Origin of the sequence: Lachnoclostridium sp. Marseille-P6806, from assembly GCF_900625025.1 — a bacterium.
Classification (GTDB): Bacteria; Bacillota; Clostridia; order Lachnospirales; family Lachnospiraceae; genus CAG-791.
Map to the genome: position 1 here is coordinate 215,386 of NZ_LR130578.1, position 21,288 is coordinate 236,673.

A 21,288-nucleotide genomic window follows, 5' to 3' on the forward strand; every position below is an offset into this window, starting at 1 on the left:
CCGGCACCCCGCGCTCTCTCTGTGGGCGCAGAGCACACAATACCATCTCAAGCACCATCCGGAGCTCATGCACGGCCTCAGGGCTCAGATTTCATCAAATACAACGTCCTCACCGCGCAGACAGGCCCGGACCTTATCCTCGATCGGATCATAAAGATCCGGCGTGATGCCCAGATATTTGCACGCCTCATACAGAACCGGCACGACATCAGAATGAATGGCAACACAGTGATGAATATAGGGGCCCTCGACGATTTTGGCCTCGAGACGCTTCCAGTTGCTCACCTCTATCCAGAGATAGGTTCCTCTCGTGTAGGGGCCGTCGATCCCTTTCGCATGGCCCAGCAGCAGAAAATAATCCCCTCCGTCTCCGTCAAAACGCGCAATCGAAATTTTTCCGTGCCTTGCCTCTGCGGAAACCGCGCCGTTCTGCGGAAACGCAACCGGCACACAGATCGTGGGCTTCTCTTTCGCCACACTGATCGGCCACGGACCGCAGTGCTGCAGAAGCTCACCGTTATCGTTGTCAGGATGGCGCACCGTCCAGTCCGCAAACATCGCGCGGTGCTCGCCCATATCAGCCGCTTCCACCATGATCTGCGTGATCGCACCGTGAATATCGGTCTCACAGACGACCGGCAGTCCTTCCTCGATAAGGAGGGAATTTGCCGCGCAGGGCATGATCCCTATCTCGTCCTGCAGCGCATTCCAGCACTGGATCGCCGCCGCGCCCGCTCCGTACCTGTCCGCAAGATTCCGCATCGCACATTTGAGAGAGGCGACCGAGGTCAGGTATCTTTCCTCAATGTCGCAGTTCATATTGGCGCGGCAGTATTCAACCACTCCGCGGATCTTCTCCGGCTCTTCCGCCTCCAGACGGTGCATCTCCTTATAGAGCTCCGGCAGCGGCACCGGCGCGAGCTGTATGTTGAATTTCTCAAGCAGCTCCCCCTCATTGCACATCGTCGACCAGAAATCGAAAGGCCGCGGCCCTATCTGCAGAACACGCAGTCCGCGGAATTTCTTGACCACATTGCAGACACGCAGGAAATCCCGCATTCCGCGTTCAAACTCCGGATCCTCCAGACCGCAGTTGGTCATATAGGTAAACGGAACGCCGAAACGGCGCAGCACCTTGCCGGTCGCAAAGAGACCACACTGCGAATCCCGCTCACGTGAGCCTTTCGCATCAGGTCTTTCGTCTCTCGGCCCCCAGAGCAGCACCGGTACATCCAGCTCTTTCGCAAGACGCGCACACTCATATTCCGTACCGAAATTCTCATGTGCAAGAAAGAGTCCATCGATCTTCTCCTCTCTGAATTTCTGTGCAATCTTCCTGCGATCCTCATCGTCGTAAAGAAGACCCTCCTCATTGAATTCCCTGATATCTACGTAATCGATGCCGAGCTCATCCATTTTTTTTCTCGTGTAGTCGGCGTATCGCACCGCGGCCGGTGCACTGAAAATCGCACGCCGTGTGGGCGCAAAACCGATTCTGATCTGTGCCGTCATTCCCTTTCCATCCTTTCCGGGAGCATTCCCTGCCTGAAAAACCGCCCCCCGCTTCCGCAGTCACCCGTTCCCACATCCGGAAAATCCAAAATTCTTTCTCTGGGACTCCGTAATTACCCTGATGATAGCAAGGTTTTTTCTAAATTTAAATCTATAATTTAGTTTATATTTTCTAAATTCTTCCAAGTTTATTCCCGCGAGCAATGAGCCAAATGGACATGCTTGCATGTCCATTTGGCGAATGCCGCGAGGGTCAAATCTCCCCCGCCCCTTGGGGTGCACAAATCGGAAACAAACTAAATCATGCCCCGTAGCTTGCTGCGGGGCATTTGACTTGCAGATATTTATTATTCTGATACACTGTCCTACAGAATCATAAAGTCCTGCATGAGGATGGAGCGGTGCGAAGCGCCGCGGGAATCCGAATGCAGGGAGGATTGCGGGAGCCGCACCGCCCCGGAACAGGATGCCCATGACCTCCAAAGAACTGGCAAAACTCCTTGGATTATCCGAGACCTCCGTCTCCTTTGCACTGAACGGCAAGGCGGGAGTCTCCACACAGACCCGCAACCGTGTACTCGAAGCGGCGGAAAAATACGGAATGCCGCCGCGCAGACCAGCGGCGCCATCTGCCGGCACCATCTGTCTGCTTTATTACCGCAAGCACGGGGCCGTTCTCAATGACAGCTCCTTTTTCACCGAACTCACCGAAGGGGTAGAGCAGAAATGCGCGGAGGAGGGCTGGCGCGTCAGCCTCGTCAATGTATATTCTCCCGAGGATCTGGAAATACAGATCCGCGAGCTTTCCAATATGAAGACCGCCGGTCTCATGATCCTCGGGACAGAAATGAAGCAGGATGATTTCAATATCCTTCCGTTTGCCGAAATCCCCTGCCTCCTGCTCGATAATCATTTTATTTCCGCCCGCATCGACTCTGTTCAGATCAACAATACCGACGGCGCCTTTACCGCCGCCAATTATCTTATCAAAAAGCTCAAGGTGCAGCCGGGGTATCTTCATTCCTCTTACCCCATCAACAATTTTGATCAGCGCACCGAGGGCTTCCACAAGGCCCTTCGCCACAACGGAATGTCTGTTTCCAATATCGTCGTCCATGAATTGACCCCCTCCATAGACGGCGCCTTTGCCGATATGACAGCTATATTGGAAAGCGGGGAAAAGCCCGTCCGGTCCTACTTTGCCGATAATGACCAGATCGCGATCGGCGCCATGCGGGCACTCCGCGAAAAGGGCTTTCGCATCCCGGAGGATGTCGCTCTCATAGGCTTTGACGACATCCCCATGTGCAGCTATACCGAACCGCCGCTTTCCACCGTCCATGTTCCAAAGCACCATATGGGCATCGTGGCCGCGGAGCGGCTTCTCTCCGCAATCCGAACGGGAGATCGCTATTCGGTCAATATTGAAATTTCCACCAATCTGGTACTGCGCCGGACAATCTGAAGCTCAGCCCCAAACAGTCCCCCAAAATTCGGCCTTCTGCACGGACACTCTTGACATGCCACCCGAATTCATGGCAAAAACGAACAAGGCCTGACCGGCAGGAATGCCGTTCAGGCCTTGCAGACAGTTTTTGAATGATCAATTTTTTTCCGGCGCAGAAACCTTCTCCTCCGCCAGCTTCGCAAGCGCTGCGAATCCCGCCGCGTCGTTCACTGCCATCTCCGCAAGCATCTTGCGGTTGATGTCGACGCCGGCCAACTTCAGCCCGTGCATCAGTCTGCTGTAAGAAATGCCGCTCATGCGGGCCGCCGCGTTGATACGGGTGATCCACAGCGATCTCATATCTCTCTTTCTCTGCTTGCGTCCCGCAAAGGAAGAGGCGAGCGCTCTCATAACCGACTGCTTGGCCACTCTGTACTGCTTGGAACGGGCTCCGCGGTATCCCTTTGCCAGCTTCAGAACTCTGTTATGCTTCTTCTTGGCGTTTAAGCCACCTTTAATACGTGCCATGCTGAATTATCCTCCAATCTGATTGTCCCCGCAAAAGCTCCCGGCGCGCACCGTCGTCCGGAGTTCTCAGGGTTTCTGCCGCCGTTCCGCTTATGCGTAGGGCATGATCTTGCGCATGCTCTTTACGTTCGTCGCGTCAACCGGCGCAGTCTGTCTGAGATTTCTCTTCCGCTTCGTGCTCTTCTTGGTCAGGATGTGGCGCTTGTTCGCCTTGAATCTCATAAGCTTTCCGCTTCCGCTGATTTTGAAACGCTTTGCGGCGGATCTGTTTGTCTTCATGCTGGGCATTGCTGTTTCCTCCTGTTTTTTACATCTGGATTCTTAATAACTGATCGATGAACCTCTCAGTTCTTCTTTTCAGCTAAGAACATGGTCATGGTGCGGCCCTCGACCTTCGGCATGCGGTCGACCACCGCACAGTCGGCGAGAGAATTTGCAAAATCCGTGAGAATGTGGACGCTTGCACCCATATGCGCCATCTCGCGCCCGCGGAAACGGAGCGTGATCTTGACGCGGTCACCCCGGGTCAGGAACTTGCGGGCTGCCGTGACCTTGGTCTGCAGATCGTTGTCGTCGATGTTCGGTGACAGGCGGATCTCCTTGATCTCGACGGTCTTCTGCTTTTTCCTCGCTTCCTTGTCCCTGCGGGACTGCTCGTAGCGGAACTTACCATAATCAATAATCTTGCAGACAGGCGGCTGAGCGTTGGGCGAAACCATGACGAGATCAAGCTCCGCTTCCTCCGCGGCTCTGCGCGCGTCGCCGATCGACAGAATCCCCAGCATCTCGCCGTGCGCGCCGATCACACGGACCTCTCTGCTGCGGATGTGCTCATTCACGGCAAAATCATTGCCTCTGCTGTTTCTGCTGTTGTTATTAATGTTGATACCCTCCCCCGGGCAGAGACCGGAACCGCCGTGCGGCCCTGCCGTCCCCCGCATATAAAAGAAACCAGTGGACACACAGAGCATCCACTGGTCAGAATCCATAGACACCGCGTCGGCCGTCCTGCCGAAAGAAGCGGACGCGGGCGGTATGACCGCCATATCAACACCGGAAGCTGCGCCGCCGGGTGAGAGTGGAAAACTCTGCTTTCTATGTTTGACTGCTTTACAGCCGTTGATACCTTAGCATACTGCGGGGCGCCTGTCAAATAATTTCTTTCCGTCCGCCGAGCTCATTCGCCGGAAGTCCGCCGGACTGACGCTGCCACGACACCCTGTCCGCCATCAGACAAAGCCTCAGCGCAGCGCCGTCTCATAGACGCTGCGCACCCGGTACGGCCCGGGCGGGATCGCAGCGGGCCGGGCCTCCTCCCCGTTTCCAGCGAGGATATGCCTGCTGCATGCAACCAACTCGTCCTGCGCAAAGCTCCGGCTCACATAGGCGGCCGCAAGCCCCGTCACGCCGGAACGGGAGCCCTCCTCCGCCGGCTCCCCGTCCTCATCCACAATACGGAGCACGACGGTTCCGGCCTCCATATCAAAGAAGTTGTCGTCCAGACGCAGATTCCCGTCCGCCGATTCGACGGCGACCGCCTTGGCATACGCCCCGGCAGTGATTTCCACCCGGTTTCCGTCGCAGCGAAGCCGGAGCTCCGGGTCCGCAAAGTGGTAGTGCTTCGGCGCACAGAAAAGGGTGTTGCCGCCGGAGATCCTCTCTCCCGCCGCATCCAGAAGCGCATAGCTGAGGTGGACGTCCAGCGGGCTGAACGGTCCTGCTGCAGAGGAGCTCCGCACCGCAGCGGAAGAAACGCTCCGGCCCTCCGGGCTCTCCGCCGCGGCCTCCTCGGAGATCAGCGCATTCAGGTCGAGCGACGGCAGCCATGTGCCTCCGAACGGCTCGGCATAGACCGCAAAGCTCCCCTCCGCAACCACCGTGCTGTCGGGCAGACGGAGAGCCCATTGCACCGTTCCCTCAAAGGGCTCCGCCGTCTCATTGGCGACATGGAGCAGCGCCGAGAAATCGACGGGCTTCCTCTGCGCGTTCGGAAACGGTTGCTGATCGATTTCCCCGTGCTCCTCGCAGGAGAGCAGCACCGGCGCGAACATCCGCTTCTCCGCATACTGCAGCGCTTTCCACCGGCCGAAATAATCCATGCCCGCCCAGCTTGCCACCGGCCAGATATCATTGAGCTGCCACACGACCGTTCCCATGCAGCTTCCGCGGAAGCGGCGGAAGTGCTCCACCCCGTAGCGGATCGCATCCGCCTGCAGAAGCTGCGAGCAGTACAGCAGGTCGTCAAAGCTCTTCGGGTAGAGATAGGTCTGCGACAGATAATTCATAATTTTGCCGTTCGCGGCCGAATTTCTCTGGTGCATTTCCATGACGCGGGAGTACACGTTGCGGTCCTCCGGGCACGTGAAGCTCTTGACCGTCGCAAGACAGGGAAAGGACTGAAAGCCGAATTCCGACAGAAAGCGGTAATGGTGACCGCGGTATGCCGTAAACGGCTCCCCGCCGTGCCAGACGCCCCAGTAATGGGCGTCCCCGACATTTTCGGCCCACGGATTCCGCTGATCCCCGCCCGAGGACGGAGAGCTCGGCCAGTAAAGACGCTCCGGATCCTCCTCCTTCACCAGCTTCGGGAGGATGTATTCAAACATCTTGATGTAATCGAGGCGCTGCTTCGGCGACGGCCCCCATGCGCCCTCGAGGGTCTGCGTCTCCATCTCGTTGTTGCCGCACCAGAACGCGATGCAGGCATGATGACGGAGCCTGCGGATGTTGTCGCGGATCTCCTGCGAAAAATTCTCCTCGAACGCATCCTCCAGCTCGTAGGCGGCGCAGCTGAACAGAAAATCCTGCCAGACAAGCAGCCCGTACTCATCGCACAGCTCGTAGAAATCGTTGTCGGGGAAATAGCCGCCTCCCCAGACGCGGATCGTATTCATATGGCACTGCGCCGCGGATTTCAGGAGGCTCGCCGTCCGCTCCCGCGACTGCCGAGCGAGCAGAGAATCCTCCGGGATATAATCCGCACCCATGGAAAAAATCTGCAGCCCGTTGACCTCAAGCGCAAAATTTTCCCCCGGCTCCGTATCCTCCGCCTGCCCCTGCATGTGCGAATCCCGGGTCTCCGCCGGGAGCGGATCGCGGTTCACCGTGCAGGTGCGAAGACCGATGCGGAGCGTCTTCACATCCAGAAGTTCCCCGCCCAGCAGAAGCGAAACCTCTGCCGTGTAGAGAGGCTGCGGACCGTAGCCGTTCGGCCACCAGAGCTCCGGGTGATCGATCTCAAGCTCTCCGTCGTCGCTCCCCCAGCTCCGGCTCCCGTCCGGCGAAACGATGCGGAGGCTCGTGCAGAGCTTTTCTTCCTCCTCCGCAGACGGGGCACCCGCCCACGTGACCTCCGTATCCAGACTGATGAGAACGCTGTCCGTGAGATTCCCGCGCACGCTCCGGCCGGAGATGAGATGCCGCTGCGAGAGGCGCACATCGGTGAGGCGGGCCCGCTTCACCGAGAGCAGACGAACCGGGCGGAAAAGCCCCGCATCGGGCAGACGCGGCCCCCAGTCCCAGCCGAACATGCAGGCCGTCTTGCGGATATGGGGAAAGCCGATCATGGCGTCCGGCGTTCCGCCGGCGTGCACCCGCTCGTCCTCCCGCGCAATATATTCCGTGGGAGAATGGAGAACGACCCTGAGCTCCGCCGGCATCGGGAGCGTCCGCAGGAGCTCCGTAACGTCAAATTCCCATGTGCGGTGCATATTGTCCGTACTGCCGAGATGCCGGCCCCCGAGGTACACATCCGCCAGCGTATCGATCCCGTCGAAGCAAAGGATCCACTGATCCGCGTCCCGCTCCTCCGCCTCGGGCGAGAGCTCCGTCACGAATGTGTAATCCCTGTCCATACACCCTGTGAGCGCAAGCTCGTTATCCCGCCAGAACGGATCGCCGATGAGGCCGTTTGCAAGGAGCGTGCCGTACACCGTCCCCGGCACAGAGGCCGGCATCCCGCCGCGCGCCTGCACAATGCCGTACACTTCGCCGCACTCCTCCGCGAAGCCGGTCCTACCAGCCCCGAAGTCCTCCCGGGAAGCCGCATCGCAGAGCACTGCCGCTTCTATATCTTTAGCCGGAAGCATCCTCCAGCCCTGTCCGATCACCCGTGAAATCATACTCCCCCTCCTTACCGGAGCCGGCCGCCCTTGGCAGGTCTCCCGGTCACTTCCGGTTCTCCGGCCCGTCCTCCGCGGCCGTTTTTCCCTGCAGCTCCTCTTCCATCCTCTTTCTCGATTCCGGATCGGAATTCAAAAGATCGAGACTCGCGATCGTCCGCCGGCCCGCAAAGATGCCGTACAGCCAGATCACAAGCCAGCACACGGCCGGCAGGAACACCGTGAGGGCAAGGCTTGCCCGGAACAGCGCCGCCGCGCCGGGTCTTGCCGTCAACGCCGCAAGGAGCGTTATGACGTACATCGCCCCGAGGCCTGCAATGCAGAGCCACGCGGCCGTCCGCTTCAACGTCCACGGATATTTTTTTCTGCTCATACTGCTCTGTCCTCCTGTCTGACGCCGCGCGGCAGACGCAGCTCAGCGCCCCAGCAGCGCGTCCAGCTCGCTCTCCGCCTGCTCCTGACTCCGGTAGTGTATCGTGCGGATGCCGAAGCGCTCCGCTCCGGTAAGGTTCTTCTGCGTATCGTCGATGAACACCGCCCGCGCCGGATCGATCGCATAGCGCCCGAGCAGCAGCTCGTAGATCAGCGGCTCCGGCTTGATCACATGCTCGCGAAACGACAGGATGCCGCCGTCCGTCTCGTCCAGAAACTGCATGGCGTCCTCCCGGCAGTCCTCATAGGCGGTGTGCGAAAAATTGGACAGCACCAGCGCGCGGCAGCCGCGCGCCTTTACCGAGCGGATCCACGGAATCGCCGTCTCTCTCTTCGTGACAATGCCCGCCATATGCGTCAGCGAGGCGTCGATCTCCTCCGCCAGCTCCGGCGCATTTTTCTTAAAACAGCCGCGGATCTCCTCGTCGGAGAGGAGCCCCCGGTCATACTCGTCCCACCAGCTTGAACGCATCGTCACCGCGGCAAGACGCGCCGCCGTCTCCGGAGCATAGCCCCTTCTCCGGTAGTATTCCTCCTGATGATAGTCAACCAGAACGCCGCCGATATCAAAAATCACTGTATTTATTTTTTTCGTCATAATACTCTTTCCGCCGTATTGTCCAGATCCGCCCGGATCAGCGAAAGAAGCGCCGTCGCCGCCGCGGGCAGGACGCTCTTTCTGCTCAGAATCACATAAAAGCTGCGCTTCGGAATATATTTGTTGAAGCGCAGCTCAAAAAGCTGTCCGCTCTCCAGATAATCCAATGCAAAATCGCGCACGACACAGCCGATCCCCAGATTCCGGAGAGCAAACTGAACAATCATGTCGCTGGTCGCAAGCTGAAATTCCGGATGAATCTCCGCACCGTTTTTTGACATAAAGGCGTCAATATATGCCCGGCTCGAGGTCCTCTGCTCCAGACAGATCAGAGGGAGCCCCTCCAGATCGTGAAGATCCATCATCCGGTTCCGATACTGGATGAAGCGCCGCGCCGCCACGAAGCAGTCCTGTATCTCCCGCACCGGGATCGCCGAAATATGCGGCAGAGACGGAAGAGGTCCGGAAACGACGCCGAAATCGATGCTCTCGTTTTCGAGCATAGCAATGGTCTCCGGCGTCGGGGCGTTGTTGACGATCACCTTTACGCCGGGATGGCGCTCATGAAAGCGCTCAAGATACGGAAGCAGATAGAAGCGCAGCGTCATATCGCTGGCCCCGATGTGCAGCTCGCCGATGTCCAGATTCTGCATCTGCCGCAGCTTCTTCTCCCCCGTCTCGATGAGATCGCAGCCGCGGCGGACATATGACCAGAGCAGCTCCCCCTCCCGGGTGAGACTGACGCCGCGGGACGACCGGACAAACAGCTGTGTCTCCAGCGCCCCCTCAAGCTGCTTCAGGGACTGGCTTACCGCCGGCTGGGAGACGGAAAGCTGCTCGGCAGCCAGCGTCAGAGAGCCGCACTGCGCCACATGATTGAATACCCGATACCATTCGAGATTCGCCGTCATGCGCACAGCCTCCTTTTCTGCTTTTCCCCTGTACGGAGCCCCTTTCGGGTTTCGCGGCAGGGCGCCGCCCGTCTACCTTTTCAGCGGGCTCTCGCGGTAAATGATATCCTCACGGGCCGGACCGTTGGAGACCATCGTGATCGGGAAGCCGAGCCGCCCCTCGATAAAGTTCACATAGTCCTGCGCCTCCTGCGGCAGCTCCTCAAAGCGGCGGATCCCGCGAATATCGCACTTCCATCCCTTGAACACCCGGTACACCGGCTTCGCCTCCGCGAGCTTTGCCGTGGTCGGAAACTCCGTCGTCTCCTTTCCGTCCAGCTCATACGCGACGCAGACCGGAATCTCGTCGAGATAGCCAAGGTCGTCGAGCACGGTAAAGGCCACGTCGGTCGCTCCCTGCACGCGGCAGCCGTAGCGCGAGGCCACGCAGTCATACCAGCCCACGCGCCGGGGTCTTCCCGTCGTCGCGCCGTACTCGCCGCCGTCGCCGCCGTGATTGCGCAGAAGAACCGCCTCGTCGCCGAAGATCTCCGAGACAAACTCACCCGCTCCGACCGCGGAGCTGTACGCCTTGGTCACGACCACGATCTGCCGCAGCTCATAGGGCGCAATGCCGCAGCTCACCGCGCCGAAGGCGGCGAGAGGCGAGGAGGAGGTGACCATCGGATAGATGCCGTGGTCCGGATCCTTCATGGTTCCAAGCTGTCCCTCGAGAAGAATCTCCTTTCCCTCCCGGATCGCCTGCGCAAGGTACGAGGAAACATCCCCGATAAAGGGGCGCACCCTCTCCCTCTGCTCCCGGATCCACGCAAGAAGCCCCTCCCGGTCGATGGGGTCCGTATGATACAGATTGACCAGCAGGCAGTCCTTGATGTCCGCCACGCGGTTAATTTTCTCCATCAACACATCGTCGTCCTGATAGAACTCATTGATCTGCCAGCCGATCTTCGCGAACTTGTCGGAATAGAACGGCGCGATGCCGGACTTTGTGGAGCCGAAGCTCTTGCCCGCAAGACGGGCCTCCTCAAGAGAATCGAGCAGCACATGGTACGGCATCATAACCTGCGCGCGGTCGGAAATCATGAGCTGCGGCATCGGAACACCCCTCCCCGTGATCTCTTCGATCTCGCGCATGAATTTCTCGATATCAAAGGCGACCCCCGCCCCCATGATATTCATGATATTCTGATGAAACGCGCCGGACGGAACCGTGTGGAGCGCAAACTTGCCGTACTCGTTCACAATCGTGTGGCCCGCGTTCGCACCGCCCTGAAAACGGACGACCACATCCGCGCTGTCCGCGAGCGTGTCCGTGATCTTGCCCTTGCCCTCGTCGCCCCAGTTTGCACCTACAACTGCCTTTACCATATCCCTCGGCCTCCCTTGGATTCTGCAACGGTCGTCATGCAACGTCTACCAGTATATATTCCCTCCTGATATAAATAAAATCGATATTTTTAATATTTATCCTAATTAACACTTATGCCATGTCGTCCGGTCGCCGCTCCGCTGATCATTGTTCATCGGCCGGCCACCATCCGGCCGCCCATTGGCCGTCACCTGCCGATTGCCTGTCGGCTGTGTCGGACCGTCAGACGTTGATCTGCGCCGTCGCCCCCAGCGCGTCCCGATTCGCCTCCAGCACAGGCCGGACCACCGTCTCCAGATACCTTTCGACCTGATGCGGCGCGCAGCCCACATAGAGCTGCGGGTCCATTCTCGCCTCCATCTCTTCCAGCGTCACATGGAACATGGGATTAGCGGCAATCAGCTCCAGCAGATTGTTGTCGAGTCCCTCTTCCTTGACTCTCCGGCCGGCCTCCATGGACATCCGCCGGATCTCCTCGTGGAGCTCCTGCCGGTTTCCGCCGTACTGACCGACCTCGTCCATCATGATGTTCTCCGTCGCCATAAACGGCAGCTCCGCCCGCAGATGACGCTCGATCAGCTTCGGGTAGACCCGGAGGCCGTCCGCCACGTTGAGGCACAGATCCAGAACGCCGTCGACCGCAAGGAACCCCTCCGGAATGGACAGGCGCTTGTTCGCGGAGTCGTCCAGCGTTCTCTCAAACCACTGTGTCCCGGAGGTGAACGCCGGATTCAGCGCATCCGCCATCACATAGCGGGCAAGCGAGCAGATTCTCTCGCTGCGCATCGGGTTTCTCTTATAGGCCATGGCCGAGGAGCCGATCTGATTCTTCTCAAAGGGCTCCTCCACCTCCTTGAGATGCTGAAGCAGCCGGATATCCGTCGCCATCTTCATCGCGGAGGCCGCGATCCCGGCGAGAACGTTTGCCACCTGTGTATCCACCTTGCGGGAATAGGTCTGCCCGGACACCGGGACACAGGCGTCAAAGCCCATTTTTTCCGCAATGATCGGATCGAGCGCGTCCACCTTGCCGAGATCGCCGTGAAACAGCTCGAGGAACGAGGCCTGCGTTCCGGTGGTCCCCTTGCTGCCGAGGAGCTTCAGATTGCCGATCACATGATCCGTCTCCTCGAGGTCGAGCATGAACTCGTTGATCCAGAGAGCCGCCCGCTTGCCGACCGTCGTCGGCTGCGCCGGCTGGAAATGCGTGAACGCGAGGGTCGGCTGATTCCGGTAGCGCTCCGCAAAATCCGCGAGCTCCGCAATCACGCTGATGAGCTTGCGGCGGACCAGCTGCAGCGCCTCCCGCATGACGATGATATCCGTGTTGTCGCCGACAAAGCAGCTCGTCGCGCCCAGATGAATGATCCCCGCCGCGTTCGGGCACTGCTGCCCGTAGGCGTAGACATGACTCATCACGTCATGCCGGACCTTTCTCTCCCGCTCGCGCGCCACGTCGTAATTGATGTCCTCTGCGTGACGGCGCAGCTCCTCGATCTGCTCGTTCGTAATATCGAGTCCCAGCTCTTTTTCCGCCTCCGCAAGCGCGATCCACAACTTTCTCCATGTCGTGAACTTCATATCCTGCGAGAAAATATACTGCATTTCGCGACTTGCGTAGCGCTCGGAAAGCGGGCTGCTGTAACGGTCTGTCGGCATGTACTTACCTCCATGGAATATCATACGAGGCCGCTCCCCCGCCGCGGGCGGAGAACGTCGGCAAAAACAGAATCGTCTTTATCATAGCACGTTTTCCCTCCCGCTGCGGCGCCAAGTTTCCTCCATGCAGGGCCGCTGTGTATTTCGCCTCGCGGGGCGCATCACGCCCGGAGGCGGCCGATGAAGCTCCGCACGCGGGCATTTTCGGTGGAAAAGAGCTCCTCGGGCGTTCCCTCCTCCTGAATATAGCCGTTCTCCATGAATACGATGCGGTCGGACAGCTCCCGCGCAAACTCCATTTCATGCGTGACAATCACCATCGTCATCCGCTTTCCGGCAAGAGCGCGAATCACCCGCAGCACCTCCGCCGTGAGCTCCGGATCGAGCGCCGAGGTCGGCTCGTCGAAAAACAGGATCTTCGGGTCCAGCGCGAGAGCCCTCGCAATGGAAACCCGCTGCTGCTGTCCGCCGGAGAGCTGGCAGGGATATTTGGCCGCGTGATCCGAGAGGCCGAGGCTCTCCATGAGTTCATCGGCTTTCCGCTCCGCCTCCTCCCGGGAGCGCCCCGCGATGCGCTGCGGCTCGACAATGTTTTTCTTCACGGAATAATGAGGAAAAAGATGAAAACTCTGAAACACAAGCCCCAGCTCCCGACGGATCAGACGGAGCTCCTGCGCGGGCGCATAGACGCTCCGTCCGCCCTCCTCCCGTGCCGCGCACCGTCCCCCGATGCGCAGTTCGCCGCTGTCCATCGTCTCCAGCAGCGTCGCACAGCGAAGCAGCGTCGATTTTCCCGATCCGGAGGGCCCGATGACGGAGAGCACCTCCCCCTCCCGGACGGAGAGAGAAATATTCTCAATCACCGGCACGCCGTCAAAGCTCTTTTTCATATGACTGATTTCCAGCAGATTCATCATGGTCGCTCCCAGCTCCGGCTTATATTTTGTAATAATCGTAGTGCTTCTCGATCCGGGCGCAGACCCACGCCACCAGAACGTTGAAGATGTAATAAAACACTCCCGCCGCCATCAGCGGCATGAGAGAGGCCTCTTTCGCTGAAATCTGCTTTGCAATGGTAAACATCTCCGCCGTCGCGATGGCAAAGGCCAGCGAGGTGTCCTTGACCAGCGTGATCACCTCGTTCGTGACCGGAGGCAGAACCCGCTTCACAACCTGCGGAAGAATGATATGAAAGAATGTCTGCGCACGGCTGTAACCGAGGACATGCGCCGCCTCATACTGCCCCGCCGGAATCGATCGAAAACCGGAGCGGTAGATTTCCGCAAAATACGCCGCGTAGTTCAGCGCAAAGGCTAAAATTACCGCCACAAAGCGATATGAGGAGGAGATTTTAATATGAAACAGATAAAAGGGCGCGAAATAAATCACGATCAGCTGAAGCATCAGCGGCGTCCCGCGCATAACGGATATATAGACCTGCACCAGCAGGGAGAGGAGCCGGCTCCGCGTCATCCGGAGCAGCGCAACCACCATGCCGAGGGGCATGGAAAACACCAGCGTCAGTATGAAGATGGCGACCGTGACGCCCATGCCCCCCATCAGCTGTATGAAAATCGTTTCTGTACTCATATTTCTCCCCGTCCCCGCGCGGATTCATCCTTACTTCCCGATGCAGAGCGCCTCCGGTACGCCGTAGTCTGCATATTTTTCCGCGATCTTTGCCACCGTTCCATCGGACGCCATCTCATCCAGCGTCTTCTGCACCGCATCGCGCAGCTCCTCGTTTCCCAGCCGGAAGCCGACGGCATACTGCTCGGTGGACAGATACTCGTCCAGCATGCGGAAGCCGCCGTCCCGTTTCCCGATCTGGTAGCTTGCGACGCCGATGTCGATGGCCACCGCATCGATCGCCCCCTGCTCAAGATCCATGAACGCCATGTTGTAATCCGCATACTGCGTGAGCTCCGCAAAGGTCGAAGCCAGCTCCGCCTCGTCGCCCTCGAGAGCGGACAGGGCGCTCGAGTCTTTCTGCACGCCGACCTTTTTGCCGGCGAGCTCCGCAAGGCTTGAAATGCTCCCGTCGTCGGGCACGACAAAGACCTGACTGTTGTCGATGTACGGGGCGGACCATGTATACTGCTCCTCCCGGCCGTTCATCGTAAAGCCGTTCCAGATGCAGTCGATGGTTCCGGCGTTCAGCTCGGCGTCCTTGGCATCCCAGTCGATCGGCTGCGCGACAAACGTCCAGCCGTTGCGCTTTGCCGTCTCTTCGGCCAGCTCCAGATCGAAGCCGGTGTATTCGCCGTCGTCGCCCATAAAGCCGTAGGGCGGAAATTCCGCGTCAAAGCCGACGGTAAAGGTCTTTGTCTCACTGCTGCCGCAGCCGGCGAAAGCCCCCGCCAGCAGAGCCGCCGTCAGCGCAAGCGCCGCCTTTCCAAGCGCCTTTCTCCCGGATGCCGTGTTTCCGAATACCATTTTCTTTTTCATCATTCCAGTCCTCCCTCATTGCTCCCACGTTCCTGCTGTTCCGCCGCTCCGGTATTCCCCGGCATTATCCCGGCGCCCGTCCGCTTTATTGGTTTACCAGTTTATCACGCTAAATTGCCGCGGCAGAAATTATCCTATCACAGACCGCCTCCGCGCGTCAATATCGTCATGGCGAGCCGCTCCGATCGCCTGAACGCCTGAACGATTCCGATCGGCATGCGCTTCCGGTTACAGCATGCGGTTCAGATTCAGGCGGTAATTTTCCCGGAGGTTCCGTATCGTGCCCTGCAGCTCCTCGCGGAACTGCTGCGCGGGCTCGGACGGAATATCCGCTCCCGCCACAAGAAGCTCTTTCCCGGACGCGGGCACGCTCTGCCGCCACAGCGCCCGCAGATGCTCGACCTGTCCCGTCCCCGGCTGGGAGGAATAACTCCCGTCCGCCTCGTCCATCCGTTTTTCCAGTTCCATCGAGGCCTCGTAGGCTTCCGGATGCCGCGCCACAAAGGCGACATAATCGGTTCCGGGAAGATACATCCGAATCGAGGCCAGATAATCGAGATAATACGCCGTGTCCTCGTTCAGACTCCACGCGCGCTGAAAGCATTCCGCCGCCATGGCAAAATTGAAGAGGCCGGCAAAAATCACCCCGCGGCTGTGCTCGACCCGGGCGCGGAGCCTGCGCTCCGGCTCGGGAAGCTCCTCGAGGATCCGTTCGTATTCCGCAAGCGCCTGATAAAAATGGCCGCCGTCCATCATATAATCCGCACGGGCCTCGCGCTGCTCGTAGTGCGCAAGCCCCTCTCCGGCGCGGATGATGCGGATGATATCCCCGCGTCTCTCCTCCGGGATATAGTCGCTCTCCTCCAGAATCGCCGCCGCAAAATCCGGCGCCGCCTCCGGTCTGTCCAGATACGGCGCAAGACGCCGCGCCAGCTCGGGAAGCCCACACTCCTCCGAGAGCCACCGCACCAGCTCCGGGTCAAGAAGCTGCTCGTCCAGAAACTGGGCGCTCTGCGCCATACAGAAGCAGAGTTCCTCGAGCGACCAGACATTCCGTCCCGCCCACTCGATACGATATGGAGCATTCGCCCGTTTCCCCGTCGTCAGCAGCAGTCCCATACGCTACGCTTTTCCGTCTCCCTATATATCACAGATCCATCTTGTCACAGCTCAATCTTGAAATCCCAGCTCTTCCCGCTCGCCGGAAACAGCTCGCCGAAGCCCAGATCCTCAATGCGGATTCCCAGCTCGCGGGCGCTTTCCATCGCAAGCGACAGACGGATGCGGGTCGTCCGCTCCGGGCGCTCCGGCGGTTCGGTCAGCCGGAGCGTCTCCTCCCGCACGGTCCCCCCGGTGATCGGAGTGATCACAAGCCGTATCTCCTCTTTTCCCTCGAGGAAAAATTCCTCCTCCGCCCGCGCCTCGTACCAGCTCGTCCCGGCGCTCATCAGCGGACAGTAGGCGCTGCGCTCATGCCGCAGGGCCACGACTCCGATATTGGCGGACAGACGATTTTCATCGAGATAGAAGCAGCGCGCGGCCTCCTCCGGCAGCTCCCGGCGCAGCAGTGCTCCGCAGGCCGCCCCGCGGCTGTACAGATTGCTGCCGAGGAACACTCTGCGGTGATAGCAGATGTATTCCAGCGAGCGCTTCATCCACTTTTCCTGAAAGCCCTCCCCGATGAGAAAGATACTGGAAATTTCGCCCTCAGGTATGGCCTCCCGACAAATTGCAAGAAAGCTCTCATCCCTCCGGTCGGCCTGCGGCGTCCCCGCAGACTCCGCCGCGCCTGCGGACACGGCGCCCCCGCCGCTTCTTTCTCCCGACGGGCGGACGAGCGGAGAGACCGGCGTCCTCACGGCCTCCGCGGCCATCTCGGGGTATTCCCTGTTCTCAATAAAGGCAACCGCCGGCGCGGCGCCCCGGTGAAAGCGCATCCGGGACACCGCCATGGGCCGTATGCCGTCATATTCGCACAGGAGACTGTCCCTTGCGTACATGGACTCCGGCTGGCGAAGCAGAAAATGATAATAGGAATTGCCGTAGCTCTCCTGAAAGAACTCGCAGCCGGGAAGATCCAGAAAGGACTGCATTCTGTCAAGCGCCTCCGCCGTCCTCCGGTCCAGAACCGCCGTGGTAAAGGTCAGAGCCGCCATCTTCTCCGGCGGCACGTCCCGCGCAAGGAGCGCAAGGCAGCGCCGCACAAACAGCGCAAGCAGCGAACAGGGATCATACTCCTGTCCCTCGATGGCCACGGCGCGGCCGGAGACCGCCGCCGAGAAAATATGCTTCGTCAGGGTTCCCCCCGCCTTTGCCCACTCCTCCGACTCGCGGCCGACAAACCAGAGATTCGCTCCGGCTTTCTTGGTGATCTGCGTCGGAATCGAAAACTGCTCCGCCCCCTCCGTCATGGAAAAGGTATGCAGCTCGTTCGGCGCGTTGTTCGCCAGATAGGAAATCTGGCTGAAGCGCTCCCCCAGATCGAAGCCGACCATATATTTTTTGTCACTCGTTCTGGTATACAGCATACTCCTCCATGCCGAAGCACTTTATGCTCAGTATCTGCGGAATAACGACTCTACCATATGCGCGCGGCGGTTGTACTCCTCCAGCGCGTCCAGCGCCTCCTCATAGCGCCCCATCGCGGCGTACATCGAGAGGCGGTTGATCCGGGAGAAGCGGTCCTCACCGGCATCCGGAATCCGGGTGTCCTGTCCGAACGCCCCGCTCTCCACCGTGTTTTTCTGTTCCGCGTCGTCCGTGATGAAATAGCGCACCTGCTCGCCGAAAAAGAGGACGAAGCCGACGACATAGATTCCGTCGTACATCTCTTTCATCGGGAGGACCTGATACCGGCTGTCCGGGGAGCTCCCCGAGACCGCCCCCGCTCCCGCATCCCGGTCGATCACATAATGGAGCAGCATGCTTGCGCCGGACCGGCCCCGGAACTGCATGATCGTCTCATCCGCATATTCCTGCAGCCGGGGGAGAAGCCCCGAAAACCTCCGGTAGAACGGAAACACTATGTTCTGCCGCAGAAGATCGGCAAGAAAGAGCTTCGCCACACCAAGCTCCTCCTCCGTCATCTCCCCGGAGCGCCGCGAGAGCTGAAGAAGAAAGGCCATGCGGCACACGTCATAGACCGGCGTCCCCTTTCTGCCGTATTCGGCGATCCGGTCAAACACCGCTTTTCCGAATGCCAGATCCCCGACAAAATAATAGTGCGCGATCTGCGCGAGGAGCGCCGTGATCGCGGCGTCCGGCATACGGGCCTCCGCCGCGGCGCGGATGATATCCTCCTCCGCTTTCAGCACGACCCCCGTATAGAGGAGCTGCGTCACCATGCGGCGGAGAAGCGGCTCCGTATCCGTCCCGAAGCGCTCCGAGGCGCGGCGCAGCTCATCCAGCTCAGCCGTGAGCCCCTCAAAGCAGCGTCCCATATAAAGAAGAAGATTCTCATTGTACTTGCCGCGGACAAAAACCTCATGGACCAGCTCGCCGAGACGCTCATCTTCCTCTGGCTCCTCCTCGGCGATCACGCGGTCAAAAAGCCGCATAAGCACAGCCGGCTCCGAACCGAATGTCCCGTAGCGGTAAACCCAGTCGAGAGCCTGTTCAAAGCGACCCCGCTGCACCAGATAGAACAGAAGTCCGCCCCGCTCCGCCGCCGAGAGTTCTCCCGGCCGCAGCTGCGAGAGAAGTCGGTCCGTCTCCCGTGTCATGTCGTGCCCGTCATAGTACGAAAGAAGCTGCATGCGGAGCTCCCTCCGGCTCTCCTCCCGCAGCATCCCGCTTTCTGAAAGAGCGGCAAAGCGCGCGGCCTCCGCCGGGGAAACTCTCTCCCAGACGCGGGATGACCCGATCTGATACAGGTCAAAATACGGATTCTCCGTATCATAATCCGCGAGGAGCGGCGCAATATCCTGATAACGCGCAAGGCGCTCCCTTTCACACTTTGCGCTGGCCGCATAGCGGCCGCCCTCCCGGTCCGCAAAGAAAATATGCACCCTCTCGCCGAACACCGGCAGGATGCAGGCCCCGTCCTGCACCGGATAGACCAGTTCCTCCGCCGCGCCATCATAGCGGAGAATGACCTGCGTCACATCCGTACGCTCCGTGCGGAGACGGCAGGAAAACACGCACCAGCAGGCATCCGCCGCATTTTCGCTCCGAATCGTCGTGTTGTCCAGCACATGCTCATAGAGATAGCACAGCGCCGGCGTGACGCGGCGTCTCGCCAGCTGCTCCATCGCAAAGCTCCGCATCGCCCCGCGATACTGCTGCTCGTATTCCCGGGCATACTGCCCCCTGTGCTGATGAACATACTGATAGAGCCGCGCTGTCCTGTCATAGGGCAGTGCGCACGGATAGCCGAAATAGAGAACCACCGCCTGCGGAATTTCCCCCGCGTAGTCCTCCGGCAGGGACAGCATATAGTACTCAAAGAGGCGGGTCAGGGACAGCTCCCCGCGCACCCCCTCCGCATACCACGCAAAGCTCCCGGGCGTCGTCATATTGCCGCGGATCAGCAGAGAGCAGATGCTCTGCAGCGTCTCCGTCACAAAAATATTTGCCCGGAACGCGGCGATAAAAATGCGCAGAAGAAGCCCCGAGTAGACTTTCCTCCGCCCCGCGAGAAGATTCATCTGACTGACGATCCCTTCGTCAAGCAGTCCTCTCCGCGCCGCAAAGGAAAGCACCTGCAGCTCAAAATCATCGAGAGAGGCCAGATATTCCGGATGCTTTGCCAGCAGCCTCCACGCCTCGACATAGAGCACGGGGCTCCGGGAGCCCCGCTCGTACTGTTCGCGGATCAGCTCCCACTTGCTGCGCGGACTGCGATTAAACTCCGCCGCACAGTACATCCAAAGCCATGCGATGCGCCAGTCGTCCGGACAGCGCCGCAGCTCCTCGCCCAGACGCTCCGCCGCGTCATAGGCGGTCATCGCACTCTCGTCGTCGGCGCAGATCGCACCCAGATACACCCGATAGCTGTAAAGGAGAGGATCCTCCCGCCGGAGCCCCCGGTGCTCCGGGTCGGAATAGGAGGGAATTTCCAGCGTCTCCTCCACCCGGCGGTCAAAGTCGATCAGCCCCCACGCGGCCTCCCGCTGCTTGCCGCCGCTGATCTGGCAATGCACCTTGAGGAGTGCCGCCATCGGATCATCTGGGGAGAGGCGCTGCATCCGGTCGACCAGAAACTCGGTCTGCGGAAGCCACTCTCTGCCGCGCAGCTTTTTCGTCCGGAAGTCAAGGTAATAGCTCACGATCCGGGCGCGGATCTGCTCCAGCTCCCGCCGGTTCAGATAATCCGGCTCCATGGACGAGCTGCGCTGCGACACCTCGATGGGCACCACGATGTCGCACCACGCGCCGCAGATGCGGATCCCGCCGCAGTTCCGCCCGAAATGGAGGGCCGAGGGATCGACCCTATAATGGATCTCCACACTCTGCCCCTCGAAGTCCTCCTGTGTGACGACGCTCTTCAGCGGACAGAGAAAATCCCCCTCCGCGCTGACCGAAAGGGAGGTATAGCCCCAGCCGTTCCGGAACAGGCGGAAATAATATTCATGCCCGGAACCGCTCCCCGGCACCCCGCCCGCTTCCGTGCGGCTGTACGGAACGCGGAGACCAAGATCCGTCCGGATGAACGTCGTCTCCGGCGTATATTCCATCGCCGCCTTGCGCCCCGACGAAATCAGAAACTCCTCTACGTTCTGTTCGCTGCCCGGCACGGCGGACAGCCCCCGGTACAGCGCCGCCGTCTCCCCGTCGTCTCCGAGGATATCCGCAAAGCCCGGCTCGTAAAAAAGACGCGCCGCCTCTTTCCAGTTTTTCTTCGCGAGCGCCGTAAAATCGACCAGAGAGGAGATCGTTTCCTCCCCCGAGACAAGGGCCGGGTGCTGTACCCGCACCGTAAACGGCAGGCGATATTCCCCCTGATTGGAGATAATGCGGAAAAATCCCTCGACCGTCTCCCCTGCGCGGTAGGGCGCGCCGTCAAAGCGCCATGCGATCTCATCCGCCGAGCCGGAAAATTCGCGCGTGAGCAGAAGCATCGATGTCGTCGAGGACAACACGAAGCCCTCCGCTCCGAAGCCTGTGGGGCCGTAAATCGTAAAGCTCCCGTCCGTCTCCCGCCCCGGCTCGGCCGTGATTTCAAGGCTCGCCGCGGAAAACGTCATCGGACCGCGTATGATATGAAATTGTTCGCCCGCAAGATGGTCGGACAGGGACCGCGATAAACTCATAGACAAATAATT

The 21,288-nt window shown here is 59.7% G+C and carries 17 protein-coding genes; 1 reads left to right on the top strand and 16 read right to left on the bottom strand.

Annotated elements, in window-relative coordinates; all coding sequences use genetic code 11:
* Positions 1 to 84 precede the first annotated feature (84 nt).
* Positions 85 to 1,512 carry an L-fucose/L-arabinose isomerase family protein gene (locus E0E20_RS07805; protein WP_130837639.1) on the bottom strand — a complete coding sequence of 476 codons (1,428 nt, stop codon included), beginning with the start codon at positions 1,510 to 1,512 and terminating at the stop codon, positions 85 to 87.
* A 472-nt stretch (positions 1,513 to 1,984) separates the two neighbouring features.
* On the opposite strand from E0E20_RS07805, the gene E0E20_RS07810 reads away from it, so the two are divergent.
* On the top strand, positions 1,985 to 2,977 hold the full coding sequence (locus tag E0E20_RS07810) for a LacI family DNA-binding transcriptional regulator (protein ID WP_242622714.1): 993 nt from the start codon (positions 1,985 to 1,987) through the stop codon (positions 2,975 to 2,977).
* 138 nt (positions 2,978 to 3,115) lie between these two features.
* On the opposite strand, the gene rplT is transcribed toward E0E20_RS07810, so the two are convergent.
* The 15 genes from rplT to E0E20_RS07880 all read right to left on the bottom strand — a co-directional run bounded on the left by rplT (position 3,116) and on the right by E0E20_RS07880 (position 21,276).
* Positions 3,116 to 3,487: a 50S ribosomal protein L20 gene (gene rplT, locus E0E20_RS07815; RefSeq protein ID WP_130837641.1), complete on the bottom strand. Its 372-nt coding sequence runs from the start codon at positions 3,485 to 3,487 to the stop codon at positions 3,116 to 3,118.
* A 90-nt stretch (positions 3,488 to 3,577) separates the two neighbouring features.
* Positions 3,578 to 3,775, bottom strand: coding sequence for a 50S ribosomal protein L35 (rpmI, locus tag E0E20_RS07820; RefSeq protein WP_130837642.1), 198 nt, complete (start codon positions 3,773 to 3,775; stop codon positions 3,578 to 3,580).
* Positions 3,776 to 3,831: 56 nt separating this feature from the next.
* Entirely contained in the window at positions 3,832 to 4,428 is a 597-nt protein-coding gene (infC, locus tag E0E20_RS07825) for a translation initiation factor IF-3 (protein ID WP_130837690.1), read from the bottom strand.
* 300 nt (positions 4,429 to 4,728) lie between these two features.
* Complete coding sequence (locus E0E20_RS07830; protein ID WP_242622715.1) at positions 4,729 to 7,608, bottom strand: glycoside hydrolase family 2 protein; 2,880 nt, start codon at positions 7,606 to 7,608, stop codon at positions 4,729 to 4,731.
* A 46-nt stretch (positions 7,609 to 7,654) separates the two neighbouring features.
* A complete protein-coding gene (locus E0E20_RS07835; RefSeq protein WP_130837643.1) occupies positions 7,655 to 7,981 on the bottom strand; it encodes a hypothetical protein in 327 nt (108 codons plus the stop codon).
* Between the two features lie 42 nt (positions 7,982 to 8,023).
* Positions 8,024 to 8,638: an HAD family hydrolase gene (locus E0E20_RS07840; protein WP_130837644.1), complete on the bottom strand. Its 615-nt coding sequence runs from the start codon at positions 8,636 to 8,638 to the stop codon at positions 8,024 to 8,026.
* On the bottom strand, positions 8,635 to 9,549 hold the full coding sequence (locus E0E20_RS07845; RefSeq protein WP_130837645.1) for a LysR family transcriptional regulator: 915 nt from the start codon (positions 9,547 to 9,549) through the stop codon (positions 8,635 to 8,637). Before E0E20_RS07845 ends, E0E20_RS07840 begins: the two co-directional genes overlap by 4 nt.
* A 72-nt stretch (positions 9,550 to 9,621) precedes the next feature.
* On the bottom strand, positions 9,622 to 10,917 hold the full coding sequence (locus E0E20_RS07850; RefSeq protein WP_130837646.1) for an adenylosuccinate synthase: 1,296 nt from the start codon (positions 10,915 to 10,917) through the stop codon (positions 9,622 to 9,624).
* Positions 10,918 to 11,140: 223 nt separating this feature from the next.
* Positions 11,141 to 12,577, bottom strand: a complete 1,437-nt coding sequence (purB, locus tag E0E20_RS07855) for an adenylosuccinate lyase (protein WP_130837647.1) — start codon at positions 12,575 to 12,577, stop codon at positions 11,141 to 11,143.
* A gap of 161 nt (positions 12,578 to 12,738) precedes the next feature.
* Complete coding sequence (locus E0E20_RS07860) at positions 12,739 to 13,491, bottom strand: amino acid ABC transporter ATP-binding protein (protein WP_130837692.1); 753 nt, start codon at positions 13,489 to 13,491, stop codon at positions 12,739 to 12,741.
* Positions 13,492 to 13,513: 22 nt separating this feature from the next.
* A complete protein-coding gene (locus E0E20_RS14195; RefSeq protein ID WP_242622716.1) occupies positions 13,514 to 14,167 on the bottom strand; it encodes an amino acid ABC transporter permease in 654 nt (217 codons plus the stop codon).
* Between the two features lie 30 nt (positions 14,168 to 14,197).
* The gene (locus tag E0E20_RS14200; RefSeq protein WP_442911474.1) at positions 14,198 to 15,025 is read right to left on the bottom strand and encodes an amino acid ABC transporter substrate-binding protein; all 828 of its coding nucleotides are present in this window, start codon (positions 15,023 to 15,025) and stop codon (positions 14,198 to 14,200) included.
* A 228-nt stretch (positions 15,026 to 15,253) separates the two neighbouring features.
* Complete coding sequence (locus tag E0E20_RS07870) at positions 15,254 to 16,144, bottom strand: hypothetical protein (protein WP_130837648.1); 891 nt, start codon at positions 16,142 to 16,144, stop codon at positions 15,254 to 15,256.
* A gap of 44 nt (positions 16,145 to 16,188) precedes the next feature.
* Entirely contained in the window at positions 16,189 to 17,553 is a 1,365-nt protein-coding gene (locus E0E20_RS07875; protein ID WP_130837649.1) for a DUF5716 family protein, read from the bottom strand.
* A 27-nt stretch (positions 17,554 to 17,580) separates the two neighbouring features.
* Positions 17,581 to 21,276, bottom strand: a complete 3,696-nt coding sequence (locus E0E20_RS07880; protein WP_130837650.1) for a DUF5717 family protein — start codon at positions 21,274 to 21,276, stop codon at positions 17,581 to 17,583.
* Positions 21,277 to 21,288: the final 12 nt, after the last annotated feature.